This window comes from Bacteroides sp. Phil13 (genome assembly GCF_001940965.1).
Classification (GTDB): Bacteria; Bacteroidota; Bacteroidia; order Bacteroidales; family Bacteroidaceae; genus Bacteroides; species Bacteroides intestinalis.
In genome coordinates, this window is the sequence record NZ_MSHA01000058.1 from 29,487 (window position 1) to 48,490 (window position 19,004).

A 19,004-nucleotide genomic window follows, 5' to 3' on the forward strand; every position below is an offset into this window, starting at 1 on the left:
TTTTTAGATGGATAAAAGTGACGCACTGTCCCGGTCACAATAAAGCGTCGCATGGGGATGAGTACGTAAAATAGAAGCCGGGCAAGTGGTGCTGACAGGGCCGTATAATGTTTCTTTCACAGCATTCGCCTTTGGCTTTCCCGGTACTATGCAAAAGATACGGGTAGCTTTCATCATAACCGGTATCGTAATGGTGACTGCCTGTTGGGGTACTTTCTCCAGACTGGAGAAACAACCGTCGTGTACCTGTTGTGTGCGACATACCTCGTCCAGTAATACCACTTTTACCTGCTGGGGATCATCAAACAATGCCACATGCGGGTCATTAAAGGCGATGTGCCCGTTTTCACCGATTCCCATGAAAACAATGTCGATGGGATGCTTTTGCAGAACTTCTTCATAGTGGGTGCAGATGTTTTCGGGTGAGGCGCCTTCTATATATAAATAATGTATAGACTTGAAGGGAAGTGCGGCAAATATGTGTTCTTTGAGATAATTCCCGAAGCGTTGAGGCGCATCCGCTTGCAGACCGATGTACTCGTCCATGTGCAAGGCATGGATGCGGTTCCAGGGAAGAGCATACTTCTGCAAGGCGGCCAGAAACTCGTTTTGTGAGGGGGCCGCTGCAAACAGAATATTGATTTCCTCTTTTTCTTTTAATAATTGGTTGATACTTTCGGCTGCTGCTTGTGCGGCATCTTCGCCCATAATCTGGCGGGTAGCGCATATCCGTGCCAGTAAAGCTTCTTTCTTAATTTCTTTTATGTTCATGGTTGTTCAAATAATGTTTCTCCGTTAATGAATACCCGGTTGATGCGGATATCCGGGTCGAATATTACAATGTCGGCATCATATCCTTTGGCAATCTTTCCTTTCCTGTCCGCAATGCCCATTATTTCGGCGGGGGTGAGCGTCATCATGCTTATGGCTTCTTCCAGAGGACGTTCTCCCATCCGGTACATATTCCGTACCAAGCGGTCGGCCGTAGCTACGCTTCCCGCAAAGGACTGGCGGTCGGGCATCTTGGCTACTCCGTCCTCAATGAGTACTTCGCGTCCTTTGGCACGACTGCCCAATATGCTTTTCCCTTCGGGCATACCTGCACCGCGCATGGAGTCGGTGACTAAGGCAATCTTCTCCGCACCCTTATTCTTTACTGCCAGTTTCATAAGTGGTGCCGGAACATGTACGCCGTCCGTTATCAGTTCAATGGTTATTTCGTCCAATAAATATCCCGCTTCTACACAACCTGCATAGCGGAAGGCGTTCCGGCGGGTTACTCCATTCATGCAGGAGTAGAAGTGGGTGATATGGGTAAAACCGTGTTTCACGGCTTCCACCACATCTTCATAAATGGCATCTGTATGCGCTATGGAAGGTAATATGCCACGTCGGTGCAGTATATCACCAAACTCAAGTGCCCCCGGAAGTTCGGGAGCAATGCTCCACCGGACGATATCCTGGCTCCTGTCCAATATCTCCATGTATTCTTCGGGAGAAGGGTTGCGCAGATAGCGCGGATCCTGTGCTCCCCTGAAGGCATAGGCAAAGTAAGGGCCTTCCAGGTGTAAACCACCGAAAGCGGCACCCGAACGCTGATCTTTTACCCGGTCGTATATATCGAGGAAGCGAAACAGTTCCTGATTATCCGAAGCCAGTGTGGTAGGATAAAGTAAGGTAGTTCCGTGCCGCAGGTGTTCGCGGGCAATGGTGAGGCAGTCTTCTTCCATGCAATCCATGAAATCGGAATCACCTGCGCCGTGTGTGTGCAGGTCGATGAATCCCGGGGCGATGTAGCCGCCGTGTGCATCGTGACCTATGCTGCCGGGTACTTCATAGTTTCCCGACTCTATGCCGATAATTTTTCCTTCGGCAATGAGTACGGTTCCCACTCCGAAGTTACGTTCCGGAGTGATGATTTCACCGTTATAAATTCTGGTTATTTGTCCTTTTTCAGTTTCCATAATTCAGACCAATGATTGATTTTATATCCGTAGAATGCGTAAAATATCAAATAAAGGAAGCAGGGAATCAGCACGATATATCCGATCCGTAATCCGTAATGATCGGCTATCAGTCCATAGATGACCGGCATGAAAGCGTTGCCGCAGAGTGCCATCACCATGAACGAGGAACCCAGGTTCGTCCAGCGTCCCAGGTCATGTATGGCAAGCGGCCAGATTCCGGCATAGATCAGTGCGTTGCATACTCCCATCAGGCTCAGGCACCAGATGGAAAGGGAAGTGGCATGTCCGTACATCTGTACTTCTCCGGGAATCACCAGTACACAGACCGATAATATCAGTCCGCCTACGGTGCAGATACGGAACATGCGTTGCTGGCTGGCAAACCGGGGAATCAGCAGGATACCGATGAAATATCCTACAAGAGCACAGGACAAAGTGATGCTGGGGAATATCTTGGCTTCGTGCAGATTGAATCCCATACTTTCGGCATAGCTGATAATCGTATCGATGGAAATCACCTGGGCCGCCACATGAAAGAAGATGGCGAATACTCCTAATATAAGGTATGGGTACGAGCCGATAGACTTGTGGTCACCGGAAGAGTGGGTACTCTTTTCCTGTTCATTACTCAGATCGGGCAGCCGGATGAAATGTATCGCGCAGCCAAACAGGAACAAGAACAGGGAAAGTATCGAGTAGGGGACAATAACCCTCCGTATCAGTTCGTCCAGCAAGAGGTCTTTCTCTGCACCTGCCACACTGTTACTCTTCAGCACTTCGAACAATTCGCTATCCGTTGATTTCAGGATGACGGCGGCAAACAGCAGGGGGGCGATGATTCCGGCTATCTTGTTGCATAGCCCCATGATACTGATACGCCGGGCTGCCGACTCTATGGGTCCCAGTATGGTGACATAAGGATTGGCTACGGTTTGCAGGATAGACAGACCGGTACCTATGGTGAATAGTCCGGTCAGGAAGACGGGATAGGCCCGGGTGTAGGCTGCCGGAACGAATAGGACGGTCCCGGCTACCATAAGCCACAATCCTGCGATAATACCCCGCTTGGGGCCGATCCGACCGATCAGTTTGGCAGCGGGAATAGACATCACAAGGTAAGCGATGTAGAATGCCAGGGCTACCAGATAAGACTGGGTGTGGGTTAACTCGCAAGCTACTTTGAAGTAGGGAATCAAGATGGAGTTTACCCAGGATACTAGTCCGAAGATGAAAAACAGCGTTCCCAGCATCAGCATAGGCAGCAGATTGGAGGAAGGCTTTTGTTGAACGTTACCTTTAAACATACCTTTTTACAGTTTTATATAAATACGTTTGCGATAGAGAATGTATCCCAATGCCCATATCACCCCGATGAAGAACAGGGCATAGACCAGAGATCCTGCATAATCTCCCAGCAAGGGTTGCAGCGTCCGGTTGTAGATAATTCCCCGGACACTGATGGTTGCTTCGCCCCACGGGATGAATGACAATCCGAACAGTACGCTGATGATCCATGCAACTACATACATGAAAAGCGGATTCACTCCGAAGGCTTCGAAGAAGCGGCACCAGCGCTTTTTCTGCCTGACGTCAATGATATCTATCAGTAAAGCAAGAAGCAGGGAAGCAGTTCCGGAAGTGATTAAAGTGTAGGAAGCCGTCCACAGTTTCTTGTTTATCGGATCGAGATATTGTAACAGGAAACCGGCGAACAACAGAACCGTACCGAACAGGGCGATCTGACGGATACGTTCCTTATTTTCCGCTATCCCCGTAATCAGGCTTCCAACGAACGTGCCGAACAGTACATGCGCCCAACAAGGAATCGTACTCAGCAGCCCTTCGGGTTCGAAAGCAAAGCTACCGCCCTCAGCGGCCTCTTTGATTAAATGTCCCGCTCCCAGCAGTTTGACGTCAATCACCGCAATCAGGTTGTCTGCCGAATGTACATATCCGTTGAAACATTGCAGCAACACAAGATATAGCAGCAGAATTCCTCCTGCCGTGGCAAGATAATACTTCTTCGGAATAAGAATTGCCAGGAATGCTCCGCCTGCATAAGCCAATGCCAACCGTTGCATGACACCGAGAATACGCAGATGTTCCCAGGAGAAAGTGCCGTAACAAAGTTTGGAGAAACAATCCAATGCTATTCCTACGGCAAAGAGAGCTACGGTCCGACGGATGATTTTCAGACTGACGGTGGTATTGAGTTTATCGAACTTGCGCAATGAAAAGTGGATGGCTACGCCCATGATAAACATAAAAAAGGGATAAACCAAGTCTGTGGGGGTTAATCCATGCCATCGTGCGTGTTGCAACGGGGCATAGACAGACTGCCAGGAACCGGGGTTGTTTACCAGTATCATTCCGGCTATGGTAATCCCTCTTATTACATCGAGTGCAAGTAATCTATTGTTTGGGGCCGACATAAGTGCTGAATGTTTTGATTATTAATAGTTTGGATGCTCTTCATTAAATGAAAACACCCGGATGCTTTATTCTACTCTTGCAAAATGTGGCATCTTTTGTAGCAAAAGATGCCATCTTTTGCATGTGATGTTTTATTGCTTCATATCCTTTCCTTTAATGAAACAGGTCTTCGGAATATGGCTTCTGCAAGAGGATGCTTAATGTTCGGTGAAAGCGTCATAGAGCACCTGAAGCAGACTCTCTTCTTTGTTGGGAGAATCGTGCGAGATAGCCCATATCATGATACCTCCGTAACCGTTGTCATTTACATACCCGGCTTTGGCACGCATGGTTGGTTTGCCGTTGTAGAAGAGTAGTCGGATTTCGTCCTTCTCCGTGGCCTGTTCGTTGGGATAATTCGTTAGAATCTCCTTGTACGGCATGTGTGTAGCCCCTACCGGGGTTTCGGCGGATACGAAGTGTACACCGTAGAAAGGCACTCCGAGGATAATCTTTTCTTTGGGTACTCCGCGGATTTCACTCCAACGTTTGGCTGCCATGCGGAAGTGTTCCATGCTGGCGTGCTGAGCTACTTTCGATGATTTCCAACCACCGGTGAAGTCGTACACCATGATATTGACCAGGTCCAGATATTCAAACATCGAGTTAGTATATACATTATAGTTTCCCCAGCCCCCGTTCCATTCCGGATAGTCGGCACTCACGGCGGCAGTCAGCAGTTTGCCTTTGGGAAGTTCCGTCCTCAGTTCTTTGTAGAAGTTTTCAAGGAGGGCTACTTTTTCCTTGTCGCCTTCTCCGTAGCCTTCCGGACCGCCTGCCCAGTGTTCGTAGTCGATGTCAAGACCGTCGAATCCCCAGTCTTCCACAGCTTTCAACAGTTCCTTTTTGAAGCGGTTGCGGTAAGTATCATTAAGCAGTACACCCGCCATAATGGCTTTGTTGCCGCCTCCACCTGCGGATAACAGAACTTTCACCCCTTTCTTTTGCCCTTCGCGGAAGATGGGCAAAAGCTTTTCGATGTTGGCGGCATCAGCCAGGCCACCTTCTTCTGTGGCGCGTCCGAAGGCGATGCTCAGGTGAGTCAGTTGATCCCAGGGAATCTGGTATTCGGGCAATTGTTCATATTGCAGGTATCCGAAGATAATCTTGGATGGTTTCTTGGGTGGTTCTTCCTGGGAGGTTCCTCCGCATCCGAAGAGGATGCAGAGAAGTGCCCATAGAGTCAGATATTTCATAGGTATCCGTATGTTTTTAAGGTGCTGTTACTACTAAAGTGAATTCTCTGAAATTAGTGGTTCCGTTTCGTACCGCTTCAAAGCGCAGCTTGAAACTTCCGGTCTGGGTGAATGTGTAGCTCAGTGTAGGGGCGGTTCCGATCACTTCACCGTCCAGCAACCACTTGACGGACACGCTGCCGTCTGCCGGAGAAACCAGGATAGGGAATTCCGTGAGGGTGCCTGCTATGGCTGATACACTTTCCAACATGTCGGTATAGATATAGAGTTCATCATCGGCAAAGGTCGGGTTGCTTGCCGAGTCGTCTTTACAACTTCCCATGGCGATGCCCAGGAAGCACAATATTAGAAAAATATACTTGGTTTTCATAATTTATCCGTTCTTTTTAATTGTGTAAACTTATTCTTTATCCCACCATACACGACTGGTCCAGTTGTCTGTTCCTCCCATGCGGCTGAGTGCTTCTTCCAGATTTTCCTTGTTCTTAATCTGTTCTTCCAGCGGATACATCATGCGGTTGGGGCGTTTGCCGTCCGATTCGTTTTCTGTGGGAGCCAGGTTGTAGAACTTGGTGTACTTGCTCGGCATACCGCTGCGCCGGATGTTAGACCAGGCTTCAATCGGGTCGAGGATATAGAGCAGCCACAGTTGTTTGTTGATCTCTTCCAGCGCCTCGGTGTCGCCTGCATCCAGCAGTGAAGACTGTTCTTCGGCGAGGGCTTCCAGTGTGGCGTCATCGGGTACATTGGCGCCAAACAGGCTCCATTGCTTGATGGCGGCTACCAGACCTTTCTTATAGTGTTCCTTGGCACTTTCGGAAGATACATTCCAATGGCGGGCAGCGGCTTCAGCCAGGTAGAATTCTGTTTCGGCATAAGTAAGGTGCATATAAGGAGATGCTGGATCAGTCAGCAGTTTAGAGGGTTGCATCTTCTGGTAGTGGTGTGCTACACTTACATCTTTTCCATCGATATTGATGGTAAGAGCCGGTGCCCAGGCATTGTAGATGAAATCTTGTGCCGGTACTCCTTGATACGAACCGGTCTTTTCGTAAACAATGGAGGTGATATCCGTGCGTTTGCTGTCGGTATAGTAGGCGCCTCCGATGTAGAGAGTGCGCGGGTCGTTGGTGGAAGTCAGCGCTTCCAGCAATTCGTTGGTCATGCGGTAGTTACTGTAAGTAGGATCTTCCAGCATCTGGTTGGCAAATCCGTTGCCCGGACCTTCGTCCAGTCTGCTCGATTCGTGCGCCACATAACAGATATCGCTGTTAGAGGTCATCACTCCTGCCTCATAAGCCGCTTTGGCTTCTTGCTGGGCAAGTGTGGGGTTGACTTTCAGCAGGCGCATGGAGATGCGCAGCCATAAGGAATTGGCAAACCGTCTCCATTTCTCGATGTCGCCATTGAAGTAAAGGTCGTTCTGCGGAGCCATAGCCGATACGTCCAGTTGGGCGGAGGCGGCGCGGAGTTCGCTCAGGAAATCCATGTAGATATCTTCCTGTTTGTCGTATCGGGGTTTCACGATGTTTTCATTGTATATCTTTCCGGCTTCAAAGTACGGAATATCACCGTAATAATCCGTCAGTTTAAGGAAAGCCTCTACTTTCAGGATGCGTCCGATGGCATTCAGATTGACTTCTTCCGGGTTGTCGGTGGTCTGGCTGACCAGTGCGACGGCATTCTTAATGATATCGGGATAATAGGCTACCCAGAGGCGTTCCATGTAGGCAATGTTCTTTTTGGCTTTTCCACCGTACTCCTGCATACTCCAGCCGCCAATCCAGTGGTTGACGAATGCACCCGGGTAGATAAAGTAGCGGATGGTGTTCTGCATATATTGTGAATGGGTCAATTGTATGGTCGGAATCAGCAGATGCGGGGATATGCTGGTTGCCTTGGTTGGATTCTCGTTCAGTTCAGTCAGGTCTACACAGCTGCACAGGCAGATGAGGCCGATAAATAAGGAACTCCATTTTATATTTTTCATGTTGATATGCGTTTTAGAATTTGACATTGATGCCGAAGCCGAAGGTGCGGCGTGAGGGTAATGAGCCATACTCGAAGCCCTGTCCGTTACCGTTGTTGTAAGAAGATTCAGGGTCGATGTTGTCTACTTTTGAATAGATCAGCAGCAGGTTGCGACCGTAAGCCGAGAGGGTGACGGATTCGATAGGAGTATGTACGAACCACTTCTTGGGGCATGAGTAAGAGAGTGATACTTCACGCAGTTTCACGAAAGAGTTGTCGCAGATGAACGGTTCGGGGGAAGAGTTTTGCAAGGCTTGCCAGTATTTGGCGGGATCTACGTACACATCGTTGGGCACATAGCTTACGTTACCGTCGGCATCGGTTACGGCTTTTACTCCCTTACCTACATAACCTCCGGTCGGTGTCCAGTCTTTGGCATCCACGTTGGCCGACAGGCGGGCTTGCTCGGAGGCGTACCAGCCTTCGCGTCCTTCCAGGGTTTCTTTGGAAGTACCGTTTACGTGCGACTGCATCTTACTCATGGAATAAACGTCCGCACCGAATTTCATATCTACCAGTACACTCATTGATAAGTTTTTGTAAGAGAAAGCATTGCGGAAACCTAAAGTGAAGTCGTAGTTGCCGTTTCCTAATACGGATACTTTATCGTCGAAAGTAGGCAGACCGTTTTCATAAATCACTTCGCCGGCTTCTGTACGGTTCAGTTTCTTACCTACGATGACACCGTAAGGTTGTCCTTCGCTTGCGTAGATGAAGGCGTTGGCCCAACGGGCGGCTGCCAGTTCAAAGTCTTTCACGTCTTCGTGCAGTTTCACTACTTCATTATAGTTCTTGGCGAAGTTGATATTGGCATCCCAGGTGAAGTTTTTGGTTTTCACCGGTACGAGTGACAGAGAAGCTTCGATACCTTTGTTGGAAATCTCACCGGCATTGATCATGGCACGGCTGTATCCGGTAGATTGTGAAACCGGCAATGACAGGATCTGGTCTTTGGTTATCTGTTGGTAGTAAGTAAAGTCCAGTCCCAGACGGTTATCCAGGAAACGCACATCCATACCTACTTCGAAAGAGTAAGTCGAGGTCGGTTTCAGGTTGGCATTAGGCACGGAACCGGAAGTGATGTAACCCAGAGAAGTTCCTTTATTGGTATAAGGTTTCAGACCGTATTCCAATTGAAGCTGATAGGGGCTTGTGTCACCACCTACTTTAGCCCATGAAGCACGCAACTTACCGAAGGTGAACCATTCTTTGTGCTCAAAGAGGTTGGAGAATATCAAGCTTCCCGAAACCGAAGGATAGAAATAAGAACGGTTCTTGGGGCTTAGAGTGGACGACACGTCATTACGGAACGTTGCATCGAGGTATGCAAACTCTTTGTAGCCCAGGCTGACCTGTCCGAACAGGGAGCGCACGGCTTTACGCACCAGGGCATGTTCGGTTTCTATGCTGGAATAGTTGGTGATGTCCTGTAAACCGGGAATTACCTGCGTTTGTCCGGTCTGGATCATAGATTCGTACTCATAGCGCATCACATTGCCGCCGACGAAAGCCGATACATCGAAATCACCGAAACGCTTTTGGAAACGAAGCATCATCTCGAAGTTGTACTGCATCACGTTGTTGGTCATTTCCTTCATCATTCCATCGGTAAATCCGGGGGTATACATCGGAGTGAAATCGGTGAAGCGGAAGGTGTAGGAGTCCAGACCGGCTTTGAAGCTGGCTTTCAGATAATCGGTGAATGCATAGTAGAGGCGTCCCTGTCCGATGAGGCGGTCGCGTTTGGACTTATTGCTCATTTCATTGATTACCCAGTAGGGGTTGATGCGGTATTTGTCACCGTTCCAGTCATTGTAACGTCCGGTTTCGTCCTTGTAGTTACTGGATAACCATTTCTGGTCAAAACTCGGCGCGATACCTATCAGGGCATTACCAAGATTACTCGGACTGTCGGACAAGGCGGGGCGGTTCTGCACGGATTCGTAACTGTAAGTGGCCTGTGCTTCTACGGTCAGGCGTTTGGAAAGCTGGGTGTTTCCTTTAAAAGAGACACTGGTACGGCTCAGTTCCGATTCGGGCACGATATCCCAGTTGCGCATATCAGATACGGATACACGGAAAGCCGACAAGTCATTGGTCTTGCTGAAGGCAACGGCATTGGTGGTAGTGATACCGGTATCGAAGAAACTCAGGATGTTGTTGTTCACATTACCATACTTCCGTATCTCATCATTATAGATATGTACATCCATGTTGGGGTCTAACTTTCCACCCCAAGCTACTTGCGAAGTAGTCGATGCCGACTGACCGGACATCGAGGGACGCCCGTCGCGGCCCTGACCGTAGACGCGCTGGTAATCGTCGAAGCCGGTCAGTAATTTAACAATGCTCAGGTTGGATGAGAACTCCACACCTATACCCTTTTTCTTCTGGGCGGACTTAGTGGTGACGAGGACAACACCGTTGGAAGCTCTGGAGCCATAAAGTGCGGAAGCGGACGGGCCTTTCAGGATAGAAATGTTTTCAATATCATCCGGGTTGAGGGAGGACAATACGTCACCATAGTCGTAACCACCCCATTTGCCTGCACCTTCCAGTTCCGTATTGTCCACCGGCATGCCGTCGATGACATATAGGGGCTGGTTGGAACCTGTCAGCTGGGAATTACCGCGGATAATGACGCGTGTGGAACCGGAAGGGCCTGCTGTTGTGGAAGAGATATCCACACCGGCTACTTTACCCGAGATGGCAGACATTACATTCTGCTCGTTACCGGCTGTCAGTGCGTCATTGTTTACGGAAGATACAGCGTAACCTAAAGCTTTGGCTTCACGCTTGATGCCGAGGGCGGTTACTACCACTTCGTCTATCTTCACGGCTTCTTCCTGAAGGATGATGGTGATTTGGGAACGCCCTTCTACTTTGATTTCTTCTGATTTCATTCCGATATAGCCGACGCGTAACACGGCGTTGCGCGAAGAAGCATTGATGGTAAAGCGTCCTTCTACATCGGTAATGACACCTGTCTGGTTGCTTTTGTCTTGAATGGTAGCCCCGATAATGGGTTCTTTGTCTACTCCGATAACGATACCGGATACCTTGAAATTGCTTTGAGCCAGAGTAATCAAGCTACAGCACATACATACAATGAGGAAGATACTTCGCATTGAAGTGTTCTTTCCTGACGAGTTAGGTAAAAGAATAAAATTTCTCACTGTTTCTCATTGGTTATTAGGGTTAATAATAGTGGTTGTTTTCCCGTACTTATAGTAATTCCTATATTGGGTTGGAGTCATCTGATAGATTCGTTTAAAGGATTTGGTAAGATTGATGTAATCTTCATAACCCAGTTCAAAGGCTATATCCATGATGGGCAGGTCTGAGGTTAACAGTTTCTCGGCGAAACAGGAAGTGCGGTAATCCAGTATATATTGGTAAATGGAAATGCCGACTTCCTTACGGAAATGTTTTTCCAGTACACGGCGTGAAACACAAAGGCGGTTCAGTATTTCTGTGATGCTGATAAGGCCGTTGTTCTCCGTCTCAATAAGTTTCAGGGCACCAAGGACCAGTTTGTCACTTACCGAGTATCCTTCTGTTGACTTTCTGCGTTCAATGCGGATGGGATTGATAACGATATTGAATTGTGGCAGTTGCTTATCCTTCACAATGCTGTGCAGCAGTTTGGCTGCCTGATATCCGCCGTTCTTTACATCCAGCACGATGGAAGAAAGGGGAGGGTCGGACATATTGCAGAGTATTTCGTCATTATCCACTCCCAAAACAGCCAGATCCTGGGGGACTTGAATGTTGCTGATACCGCAGACTTCGGTTATGCGTAAGGCGAATACGTCGTCGCAGGCAAACAAGGCTGTGGGATGGGGGAGTTGCTGCAACCAGGCTTGGAGGGTCTGCTGGTCGGAAGTGGAGCCATAGCGGATGTTGCTCTCTTCATTATAGATATAGGCATGCTGCCCTACTTCGGCGAGGCGGGTACAGAAACCCTCTTCACGTTCGCGTGACCAGATTGTATCACTGGTGCCGTAGAAAGCAAAATTAGTGTAACCTTTCCGTAAGAAGTAGTTGGCGGCCATTTCGCCGGTGCCGTAGTAATCACCGGTAATATTGGATATGCCGTCCACACGATTGGTGTAGTTTTGCAGGATGACGGGGATGCCTATGGAGCGCAGCCGTTCGGTATTTACTTCGGACAGCTGTCCCATGATGGCATCCGCTCCCCAGCGCTGAGCAATATCAATGACTGTTTCGATTGCTTTTTCGTCATTGAAGTCTTCACGGCTCAATGGAATTCGATAAAAGCGCCAGTTGCCCACTTCCATGGAATATCGCAGGAAACCTTTTAATAAAAGGCGGCTGTACGCGCTGGTAAAATCGGATAATAGCAGTACTTTCAGCATACGGTATTAAATTTGCGGTTCGCTTTTTAATTGTTCACTGCAAATGTAAGCTGTTTGTGTTTGTTGATATGCGTCAGTATGCGTTTATTTATTGTTGATTTGCGTCAATGCAATTGTTTTCTATCTATTATATTCTTTTTGCTCTGTATTCTTTCGGTGACATTCCCGTATGCTTCTTGAAGTACCGTCCGAAGAACGACTGGTCGGGAAAATTATACCGGTCGGCTATCTCTTTTAGTGAGAGGTTGGTGGATTGTAGGGCGACTTTGATTTCCAGTGTGAGAAACTCATCGATGATTTCTTTAGCGGAAATCTGGCCTACCTCTTTAGTAATAGCGGAAAGGTAGCGTGTAGAAATACAAAGTTGCTCGGCATAAAAGGCTACATCCCGTTGCATGGTACAATTGGTATGTACCAGGTGGATGAACTTTTTGAACAGCTGTCCTTTCCGGTTGCCTCCCTCCAGTTGTTCCTTCGTGAAATATCTCTGTACCTTATCATAAGTATCCAGGAAGAATATCTGAAGTAGGTTCTGGGCAATGCTTTCGCGAAACTGATTTTCCTTGTCGGCATAGATGGCGGCGCTTGCCTCTATCATTCTCAGGATGGGGCGTATGGTTTCGAGTCTGGTATGTGTATAACAGGAATTCTCTTTCATGAAATGCATGAATGCCGGATCCAGTCGAAAGTAGGCAACCTTCATCATCTCGCCCGAATAAGCGAAATAGTGTATCTGGAAGTCCGGGCTGGCCGATCTGAGCGAAAGAATAGAGCCGGGCAATAACATAATGTTCGTATTCGGTATAATGTGATGCTTCTCCAGATCTATGGTGATTTCCGCTTCTCCGCCGGAACAGAATAAAAGGACTCCATTCGTTAATTTGATGAGTCGGTTGTGGTAAAACTCCAGATTATCGGTCCCGGATCTGAAGGTTTCTGCTTTCGTAGTTAATAATGGATTCATACTTTATCTTTTTAAAGTTTTGCTGGGACAAAGGTAGAAGTTCTTTTTGGAATGTTAAGCAAAGCGTTCCGAAAATGAACAAAGGAGTGCGACAAATGAAACAAGTTGTTGTTCAAAAACGGCATACCTTTGCCGCCGACATAACAAAAGATGTTTTTAAAAAGATTGTAGTATGACAACAAAGAAGAGATTGATTAGACAGATGATGACATTCATTTGTGGAGTAACATTGGTAGCATGCGGACAGGCTCCTACCGTGCAGACCAGTTCTGAGTATGAGGTGATGAGAATCACGACATCCGACAAGGAATTGCAAACGACCTATTCAGCGAGTATCCGGGGAAGACAAGACATTGACATTTACCCGCAGGTATCAGGTTTCCTGACTAAACTCTGTGTGGAAGAAGGTCAGGCAGTCCGCAAAGGACAAGTCTTGTTTATTATTGACCAAGTACCTTACCGTGCGGCTTTGCAGACTGCGGAAGCCAATGTGGAAGCGGCGCGTGCAAGTGTAGCTACGGCTCAACTGACGTATGACAGTAAAAAAGAATTGTTTGCCCAGAACGTGATTTCCGAGTTCGACTTGCAGACATCTTATAATAACCTGCTGACGGCGAAAGCGCAATTGGCGCAGACGGAAGCGCAACGTGTAAGTGCCGCCAATAACCTTTCTTATACGGAAGTGAAAAGTCCTGCCGACGGTGTTGTAGGCACTCTGCCCTATCGTGTGGGCGCTTTGGTTAGTGCCAGCCTGCCTAAACCGTTGACTACGGTTTCTGATAATTCCGATATGTACGTTTACTTCTCGATGACAGAAAACCAGTTGCTGGATATGACGCGCCGCTACGGTTCCAGGAGTAAAGCATTGGAGGAAATGCCTGCTATTGAACTGATTTTGAATGATAAATCCACCTATCCTTCGCAAGGTAAGATTGAAACAATCAGTGGGGTGATCGATACTTCTACCGGAACTGTCAGTCTGCGTGCCGTATTCCCGAATAAAGAAGGATTGTTACAGAGTGGGGGAGCCGGCAATGTAGTGGTTCCTGTTCAAAAACGGAACTGTATCGTTGTTCCGCAAGCGGCTACTTATGAAGTGCAGGATAAAGTGTTCGTATTTAAAGTAGTAGATGGTAAAGCACAGTCTGCTCCGGTGGAGGTGACCCGTGTGAATGGTGGAAAAGAGTATATCGTAGACAAGGGTTTGAATGTGGGTGATGTAATTGTGGCCGAAGGTGTAGGATTATTGCGCGAAGGTACACCTATTCAAGCTAAGTCAGCATCCTCTGCAACACAAGAAACCGCTAATCAACAAACAAAGGAGGATTAATCCATGAATCTGAGAACATTTATTGAACGCCCGGTATTTTCGGCGGTCATTTCTATAACGATTGTCATTCTGGGTATCATCGGGTTGTTTACCCTGCCTGTCGAACAATATCCCGATATTGCTCCGCCTACCGTTATGGTAAGCACCACGTACTACGGTGCCAGTGCGGAAACTTTGCAGAAGAGTGTTATCGCTCCGTTGGAAGAAGCTATCAACGGTGTGGAAGACATGACTTATATGACGTCTACCGCTACCAATGCCGGTTCGGTATCCATTACCGTCTATTTCAAACAAGGAACCGACCCGGATATGGCTGCCGTTAATGTGCAGAATCGCGTTTCCAGAGCTACCGGACAGCTTCCGGGAGAAGTAACTCAGGTAGGTGTGACCACTATGAAGCGCCAGACCAGTATCTTACAGATGTTTTCATTGCATAGTCCTGATAATTCGTATGATGAAAACTTCCTTGCCAACTATATGAGTATCAATCTGAAACCGCAGTTGCTGCGTATTGCAGGTGTGGGCGATATGATGATTATGGGTGGTGACTACAGTATGCGTGTCTGGATGAAGCCTGATGTGATGGCACAGTACAAACTGATTCCGTCTGACGTGACGGCAGCACTTGCCGAGCAGAATATTGAGTCGGCTGCCGGTTCGTTCGGTGAAAATTCGGACGAAACTTATCAATATACTATGAAGTATAAAGGTCGTCTGATTACACCGGAGGAATTTGGTGAAATCGTAATCCGTTCTACGGAAGACGGTGAAGTGCTGAAGTTGAAAGACATTGCAGATGTGGAACTGGGTAAGGACAGCTACGCCTACAAAGGCGGTATGGACGGTCACAATGGTGTTTCCTGTATGGTGTTCCAGACGGCCGGCTCCAATGCTACGGAAGTAAACCAGAACATCGACAATCTGCTGGACGAAGTACGCAAAGACCTGCCGAAAGGTGTGGAGCTGACACAGATGATGAGTTCCAATGACTTCCTGTTCGCTTCTATCCATGAGGTAGTAAAGACTTTGATCGAGGCTATCCTTCTTGTTATCCTGGTGGTATATGTATTCTTGCAGGATATCCGTTCCACATTGATTCCGTTGGTGGGTATCATCGTGTCACTGATAGGTACATTCGCTTTTATGTCCGTTGCCGGATTCAGTATCAATCTGATTACCCTGTTTGCATTGGTACTTGTGATCGGTACAGTGGTGGACGACGCCATAGTCGTCGTCGAGGCGGTACAGTCGAGGTTCGATGTCGGGTATAAGTCTTCTTATATGGCAAGTATCGACGCTATGAAAGGTATCAGTAATGCGGTTATCACCTCTTCACTGGTATTTATGGCGGTGTTCATCCCTGTATCGTTTATGAGTGGTACGTCCGGTACGTTCTATACGCAGTTCGGTTTGACAATGGCGGTTGCCGTAGGTATCTCAGCTATTAACGCTTTGACACTGAGTCCGGCCCTTTGCGCTCTGTTGCTGAGACCTTATATTAATGAAGATGGTACGCAGAAGAATAATTTCGCCGCCCGTTTCCGTAATTCGTTCAATGCTGCTTTCGATGTGGTGGTAAGTAAATATAAGAATGCGGTACTATTCTTTATCAAGCGTCGCTGGTTGTCATGGTCGTTGCTGGTTTGTTCCGTTGTATTGTTAGTACTCCTGATGAATTCTACGAAGACCAGTCTGGTACCTGATGAAGACCAGGGTGTATTGTTCGTCAACGTAAGTACGGCTCCGGGTAGTTCATTGAAGACTACGGATGATGTTATGCTTCGTATAGAAGAACGCTTGGAAGCTCTTCCGCAAAAGTTACATATCCAGAAAGTAACCGGTTACGGATTGCTTTCCGGACAGGGAAATACATTCGGTATGATTGTTGTGAAGCTGAAACCCTGGGATGAACGTACGAAGAAAGAAGATCAGGTGCAGGCTGTCATCGGACAGATTTATGCCCGCACGGCAGATATCAAGGATGCCACGATCTTTGCAATTGCTCCGGGTATGATTCCGGGTTATGGTATGGGTAATGCGCTCGACCTGAATGTACAGGATAAGTTGGGCACGGATGTGAACACCTTCTTCCAGACTACCCAACAATACCTGGGTGCTTTGAACCAGCGTCCCGAAATCTCCATGGCTTATTCTACTTTCGATGTGCGCTATCCGCAATGGACTGTCGAGGTAGATGCTGCTAAATGTAAACGTGCCGGCATTACTCCGGATGCAGTGCTTTCCACACTTTCGGGTTACTATGGCGGACAGTATGTATCTAACTTCAACCGTTTCTCAAAGGTATATAGGGTTATGATACAGTCTGGTCCTGAATACCGCATGGATGAGACTTCGTTGCACAACACCTTTGTGCGGATGGCAAACGGTGAGATGGCTCCGCTGAGCCAGTTCGTTACACTGACCCGTAGTTATGGTGCCGAGACTCTGAGTCGCTTCAATATGTATAATTCCATAGCTGTGAATGCCATGCCTGCCGAGGGATATAGTACGGGTGATGCCATTCGTGCCGTGAAAGAGACAGCAGAAATCAGCTTGCCGAAAGGTTACGGTTATGACTTCGGTGGTATCACACGTGAAGAGAACCAGCAGAGTGGTACGACGGTAATTATCTTCGGTATCTGTATTTTGATGATCTATCTTATCCTGAGTGCGCTTTATGAAAGCTTCATCGTTCCGTTTGCAGTTATTCTTGCGGTTCCGGTAGGTCTGATGGGTACGTTCTTGTTTGCCAAGATAGCAGGATTGGAGAATAACATTTATCTGCAAACAGGTTTGATTATGTTGATCGGTTTGCTTGCCAAGACAGCCATTCTGTTGACGGAATATGCTGCCGAGCGCCGAAAAGCAGGCATGGGATTGATTGCTTCCGCAGTCAGCGCAGCCAAAGCACGTCTTCGTCCTATCCTGATGACTGCACTCACCATGATCTTCGGTCTGTTCCCGCTGGTGGTAGCTACCGGAGTAGGTGCTAACGGTAACCGTTCGTTGGGTACGGGTGTAGTAGGTGGTATGACCATCGGTACATTGGCATTGCTTTTCATCGTTCCGGCTTTGTTCGTCACCTTCCAGTGGTTACAGGAACGTCTTCGTCCGGCTCAGTCCATGCCTACCAAAGACTGGCAGATTGAGGAGGAGATGGAAGTGAGTAAGAAAGAAATAGAAGAATATCAATCAAAAGAAAAATGAAGAAACAAATCATCACTTTAGCTGTCGCAGCCTTGCTGTTGAGTAGTTGCGGCATCTATACCAAATATGAACGTCCCGAAATCAAGACCGACGGACTTTACGGGCAGGATGTAGAGGTGGAAGACACCACCTCTATCGCCTCTCTCTCCTGGCGCGAGTTGTTTACCGACCCGCAACTACAATCTCTCATTGAGCATGCACTGCAAGGCAACACCGACTTGCAGTCCGCTCAGTGGCGCATCAAAGAAGCGGAAGCCACTCTGTCATCCGCCCGTCTGGCCTATCTGCCTTCTTTTATGTTGACTCCGCAGGGAGGTGTCAGTAGCTTTGATAAATCAAAAGGTTCCTGGACATATAGCGGTATAGCATCCGCCAGTTGGGAAATTGATGTTTTCGGTAAACTGACCAATGCGAAACGCCGTGCGAAAGCTTTGTACCTTCAGAGCCTGGAGTACGAACAAGCTGTCACCACTTCGTTGATAGCCAATGTGGCAAATATGTATTATACCTTATTAATGCTCGATGCACAATACAACGTCTCTGCCGAAACTGCCGCCAAATGGCGTGAGAGCGTGAAGACAATGCGTGCCATGAAAGCAGCAGGTATGACGGATGAGGCGGGAGTAGCCCAGACCGAAGCAAACTGTTATATGGTAGAAGCTTCTTTGCTCGACCTTAAACAGCAAATCCGTGAAATCGAGAATTCGCTTTCTATTTTACTGGGTGATGTGCCTGACGCTATCGAACGTGGAAAGTTACAGGGACAAAGCTTCCCGGAAGAACTTACCGTTGGCGTTCCTTTGCAGTTGCTCTCCCGTCGTCCCGACGTGAAGAGTGCGGAACTTTCGTTGGCACAGGCCTTTTATAGTACCAATGCGGCTCGTTCGGCCTTTTATCCTTCCATTACTTTGGGAGGTACGGCAGGTTGGACAAACTCTGCCGGAAGCATGATTATCAATCCGGGCAAACTGTTACTCTCCGCAGTCGGTTCACTGACACAACCTTTATTTAATAAAGGATTGAACATGGCACAGTTGAAAATAGCCAAAGCCCAACAGGAAGAAGCTAAGCTTTCTTTCCAGCAGGCTCTGCTGAATGCAGGAAGTGAAGTGAACAATGCCCTTACCCAAGTGCAGGTGGCTCGTGGCAAAACGGAGTTGCGCGACGGACAGATTACTTCATTGGAAACCGCAGTCCGCAGCACGCAACTGTTAATGAAACATGGTAACTCCACCTATTTGGAAGTACTTACCGCCCAGCAATCGTTGCTCTCTGCCCAACTGACGCAGATAGCCGACCGCTTCGATGAGATACAGGGAATTATCAATCTCTACCAGGCTTTAGGTGGTGGCAGGGAATAAAGAATAAATCAATACTCTCTCTTCTCTCGTTTCTTCATCCCCTTTTATCCTTCACGATGTGGAGTGGTGAGAGGGGATATTTTTAGTGATCACTCAC

Annotated in this window: 13 protein-coding genes; 3 read left to right on the forward strand and 10 right to left on the reverse strand. The window is 47.9% G+C overall.

Going from position 1 to position 19,004, the window contains the following annotated elements:
* Positions 1–3 precede the first annotated feature (3 nt).
* The 10 genes from BWI44_RS11400 to BWI44_RS11445 form a co-directional block, all read right to left on the reverse strand.
* Positions 4–771 (reverse strand): glucosamine-6-phosphate deaminase, encoded by a 768-nt coding sequence (locus tag BWI44_RS11400; protein ID WP_007212115.1) that lies wholly within the window; start codon positions 769–771, stop codon positions 4–6.
* Entirely contained in the window at positions 768–1,964 is a 1,197-nt protein-coding gene (nagA, locus tag BWI44_RS11405) for an N-acetylglucosamine-6-phosphate deacetylase (RefSeq protein WP_195209943.1), read from the reverse strand. Before nagA ends, BWI44_RS11400 begins: the two co-directional genes overlap by 4 nt.
* Positions 1,940–3,271 (reverse strand): sugar MFS transporter, encoded by a 1,332-nt coding sequence (locus tag BWI44_RS11410; RefSeq protein ID WP_007219586.1) that lies wholly within the window; start codon positions 3,269–3,271, stop codon positions 1,940–1,942. The genes nagA and BWI44_RS11410 overlap by 25 nt, the downstream gene beginning before the upstream one ends.
* A gap of 6 nt (positions 3,272–3,277) precedes the next feature.
* Positions 3,278–4,399: an acyltransferase family protein gene (locus BWI44_RS11415; protein ID WP_061437250.1), complete on the reverse strand. Its 1,122-nt coding sequence runs from the start codon at positions 4,397–4,399 to the stop codon at positions 3,278–3,280.
* A 198-nt stretch (positions 4,400–4,597) separates the two neighbouring features.
* Positions 4,598–5,635 carry a glycoside hydrolase family 18 protein gene (locus tag BWI44_RS11420; protein WP_195209944.1) on the reverse strand — a complete coding sequence of 346 codons (1,038 nt, stop codon included), beginning with the start codon at positions 5,633–5,635 and terminating at the stop codon, positions 4,598–4,600.
* Positions 5,636–5,651: 16 nt separating this feature from the next.
* The gene (locus tag BWI44_RS11425) at positions 5,652–6,005 is read right to left on the reverse strand and encodes a PKD-like domain-containing protein (RefSeq protein WP_007212120.1); all 354 of its coding nucleotides are present in this window, start codon (positions 6,003–6,005) and stop codon (positions 5,652–5,654) included.
* Positions 6,006–6,035: 30 nt separating this feature from the next.
* On the reverse strand, positions 6,036–7,625 hold the full coding sequence (locus tag BWI44_RS11430) for a SusD/RagB family nutrient-binding outer membrane lipoprotein (protein WP_229036252.1): 1,590 nt from the start codon (positions 7,623–7,625) through the stop codon (positions 6,036–6,038).
* A gap of 13 nt (positions 7,626–7,638) precedes the next feature.
* Entirely contained in the window at positions 7,639–10,794 is a 3,156-nt protein-coding gene (locus tag BWI44_RS11435; RefSeq protein ID WP_195209945.1) for a SusC/RagA family TonB-linked outer membrane protein, read from the reverse strand.
* Between the two features lie 54 nt (positions 10,795–10,848).
* Positions 10,849–12,045, reverse strand: coding sequence for a DNA-binding transcriptional regulator (locus tag BWI44_RS11440; protein ID WP_007219590.1), 1,197 nt, complete (start codon positions 12,043–12,045; stop codon positions 10,849–10,851).
* Between the two features lie 127 nt (positions 12,046–12,172).
* A complete protein-coding gene (locus tag BWI44_RS11445; protein WP_195209946.1) occupies positions 12,173–13,009 on the reverse strand; it encodes a helix-turn-helix domain-containing protein in 837 nt (278 codons plus the stop codon).
* A 172-nt stretch (positions 13,010–13,181) separates the two neighbouring features.
* Between BWI44_RS11445 and BWI44_RS11450 the strand changes: the two genes are divergently transcribed.
* Genes BWI44_RS11450 through BWI44_RS11460 form a run of 3 tightly spaced genes read left to right on the forward strand, consistent with a single transcriptional unit; the run spans position 13,182 to position 18,907 of the window.
* The gene (locus tag BWI44_RS11450; protein WP_007212126.1) at positions 13,182–14,339 is read left to right on the forward strand and encodes an efflux RND transporter periplasmic adaptor subunit; all 1,158 of its coding nucleotides are present in this window, start codon (positions 13,182–13,184) and stop codon (positions 14,337–14,339) included.
* Positions 14,340–14,342: 3 nt separating this feature from the next.
* Positions 14,343–17,546, forward strand: coding sequence for an efflux RND transporter permease subunit (locus BWI44_RS11455; RefSeq protein WP_195209947.1), 3,204 nt, complete (start codon positions 14,343–14,345; stop codon positions 17,544–17,546).
* Positions 17,543–18,907 carry an efflux transporter outer membrane subunit gene (locus BWI44_RS11460; RefSeq protein WP_195209948.1) on the forward strand — a complete coding sequence of 455 codons (1,365 nt, stop codon included), beginning with the start codon at positions 17,543–17,545 and terminating at the stop codon, positions 18,905–18,907. Before BWI44_RS11455 ends, BWI44_RS11460 begins: the two co-directional genes overlap by 4 nt.
* The last annotated feature ends 97 nt before the right edge of the window (positions 18,908–19,004 follow it).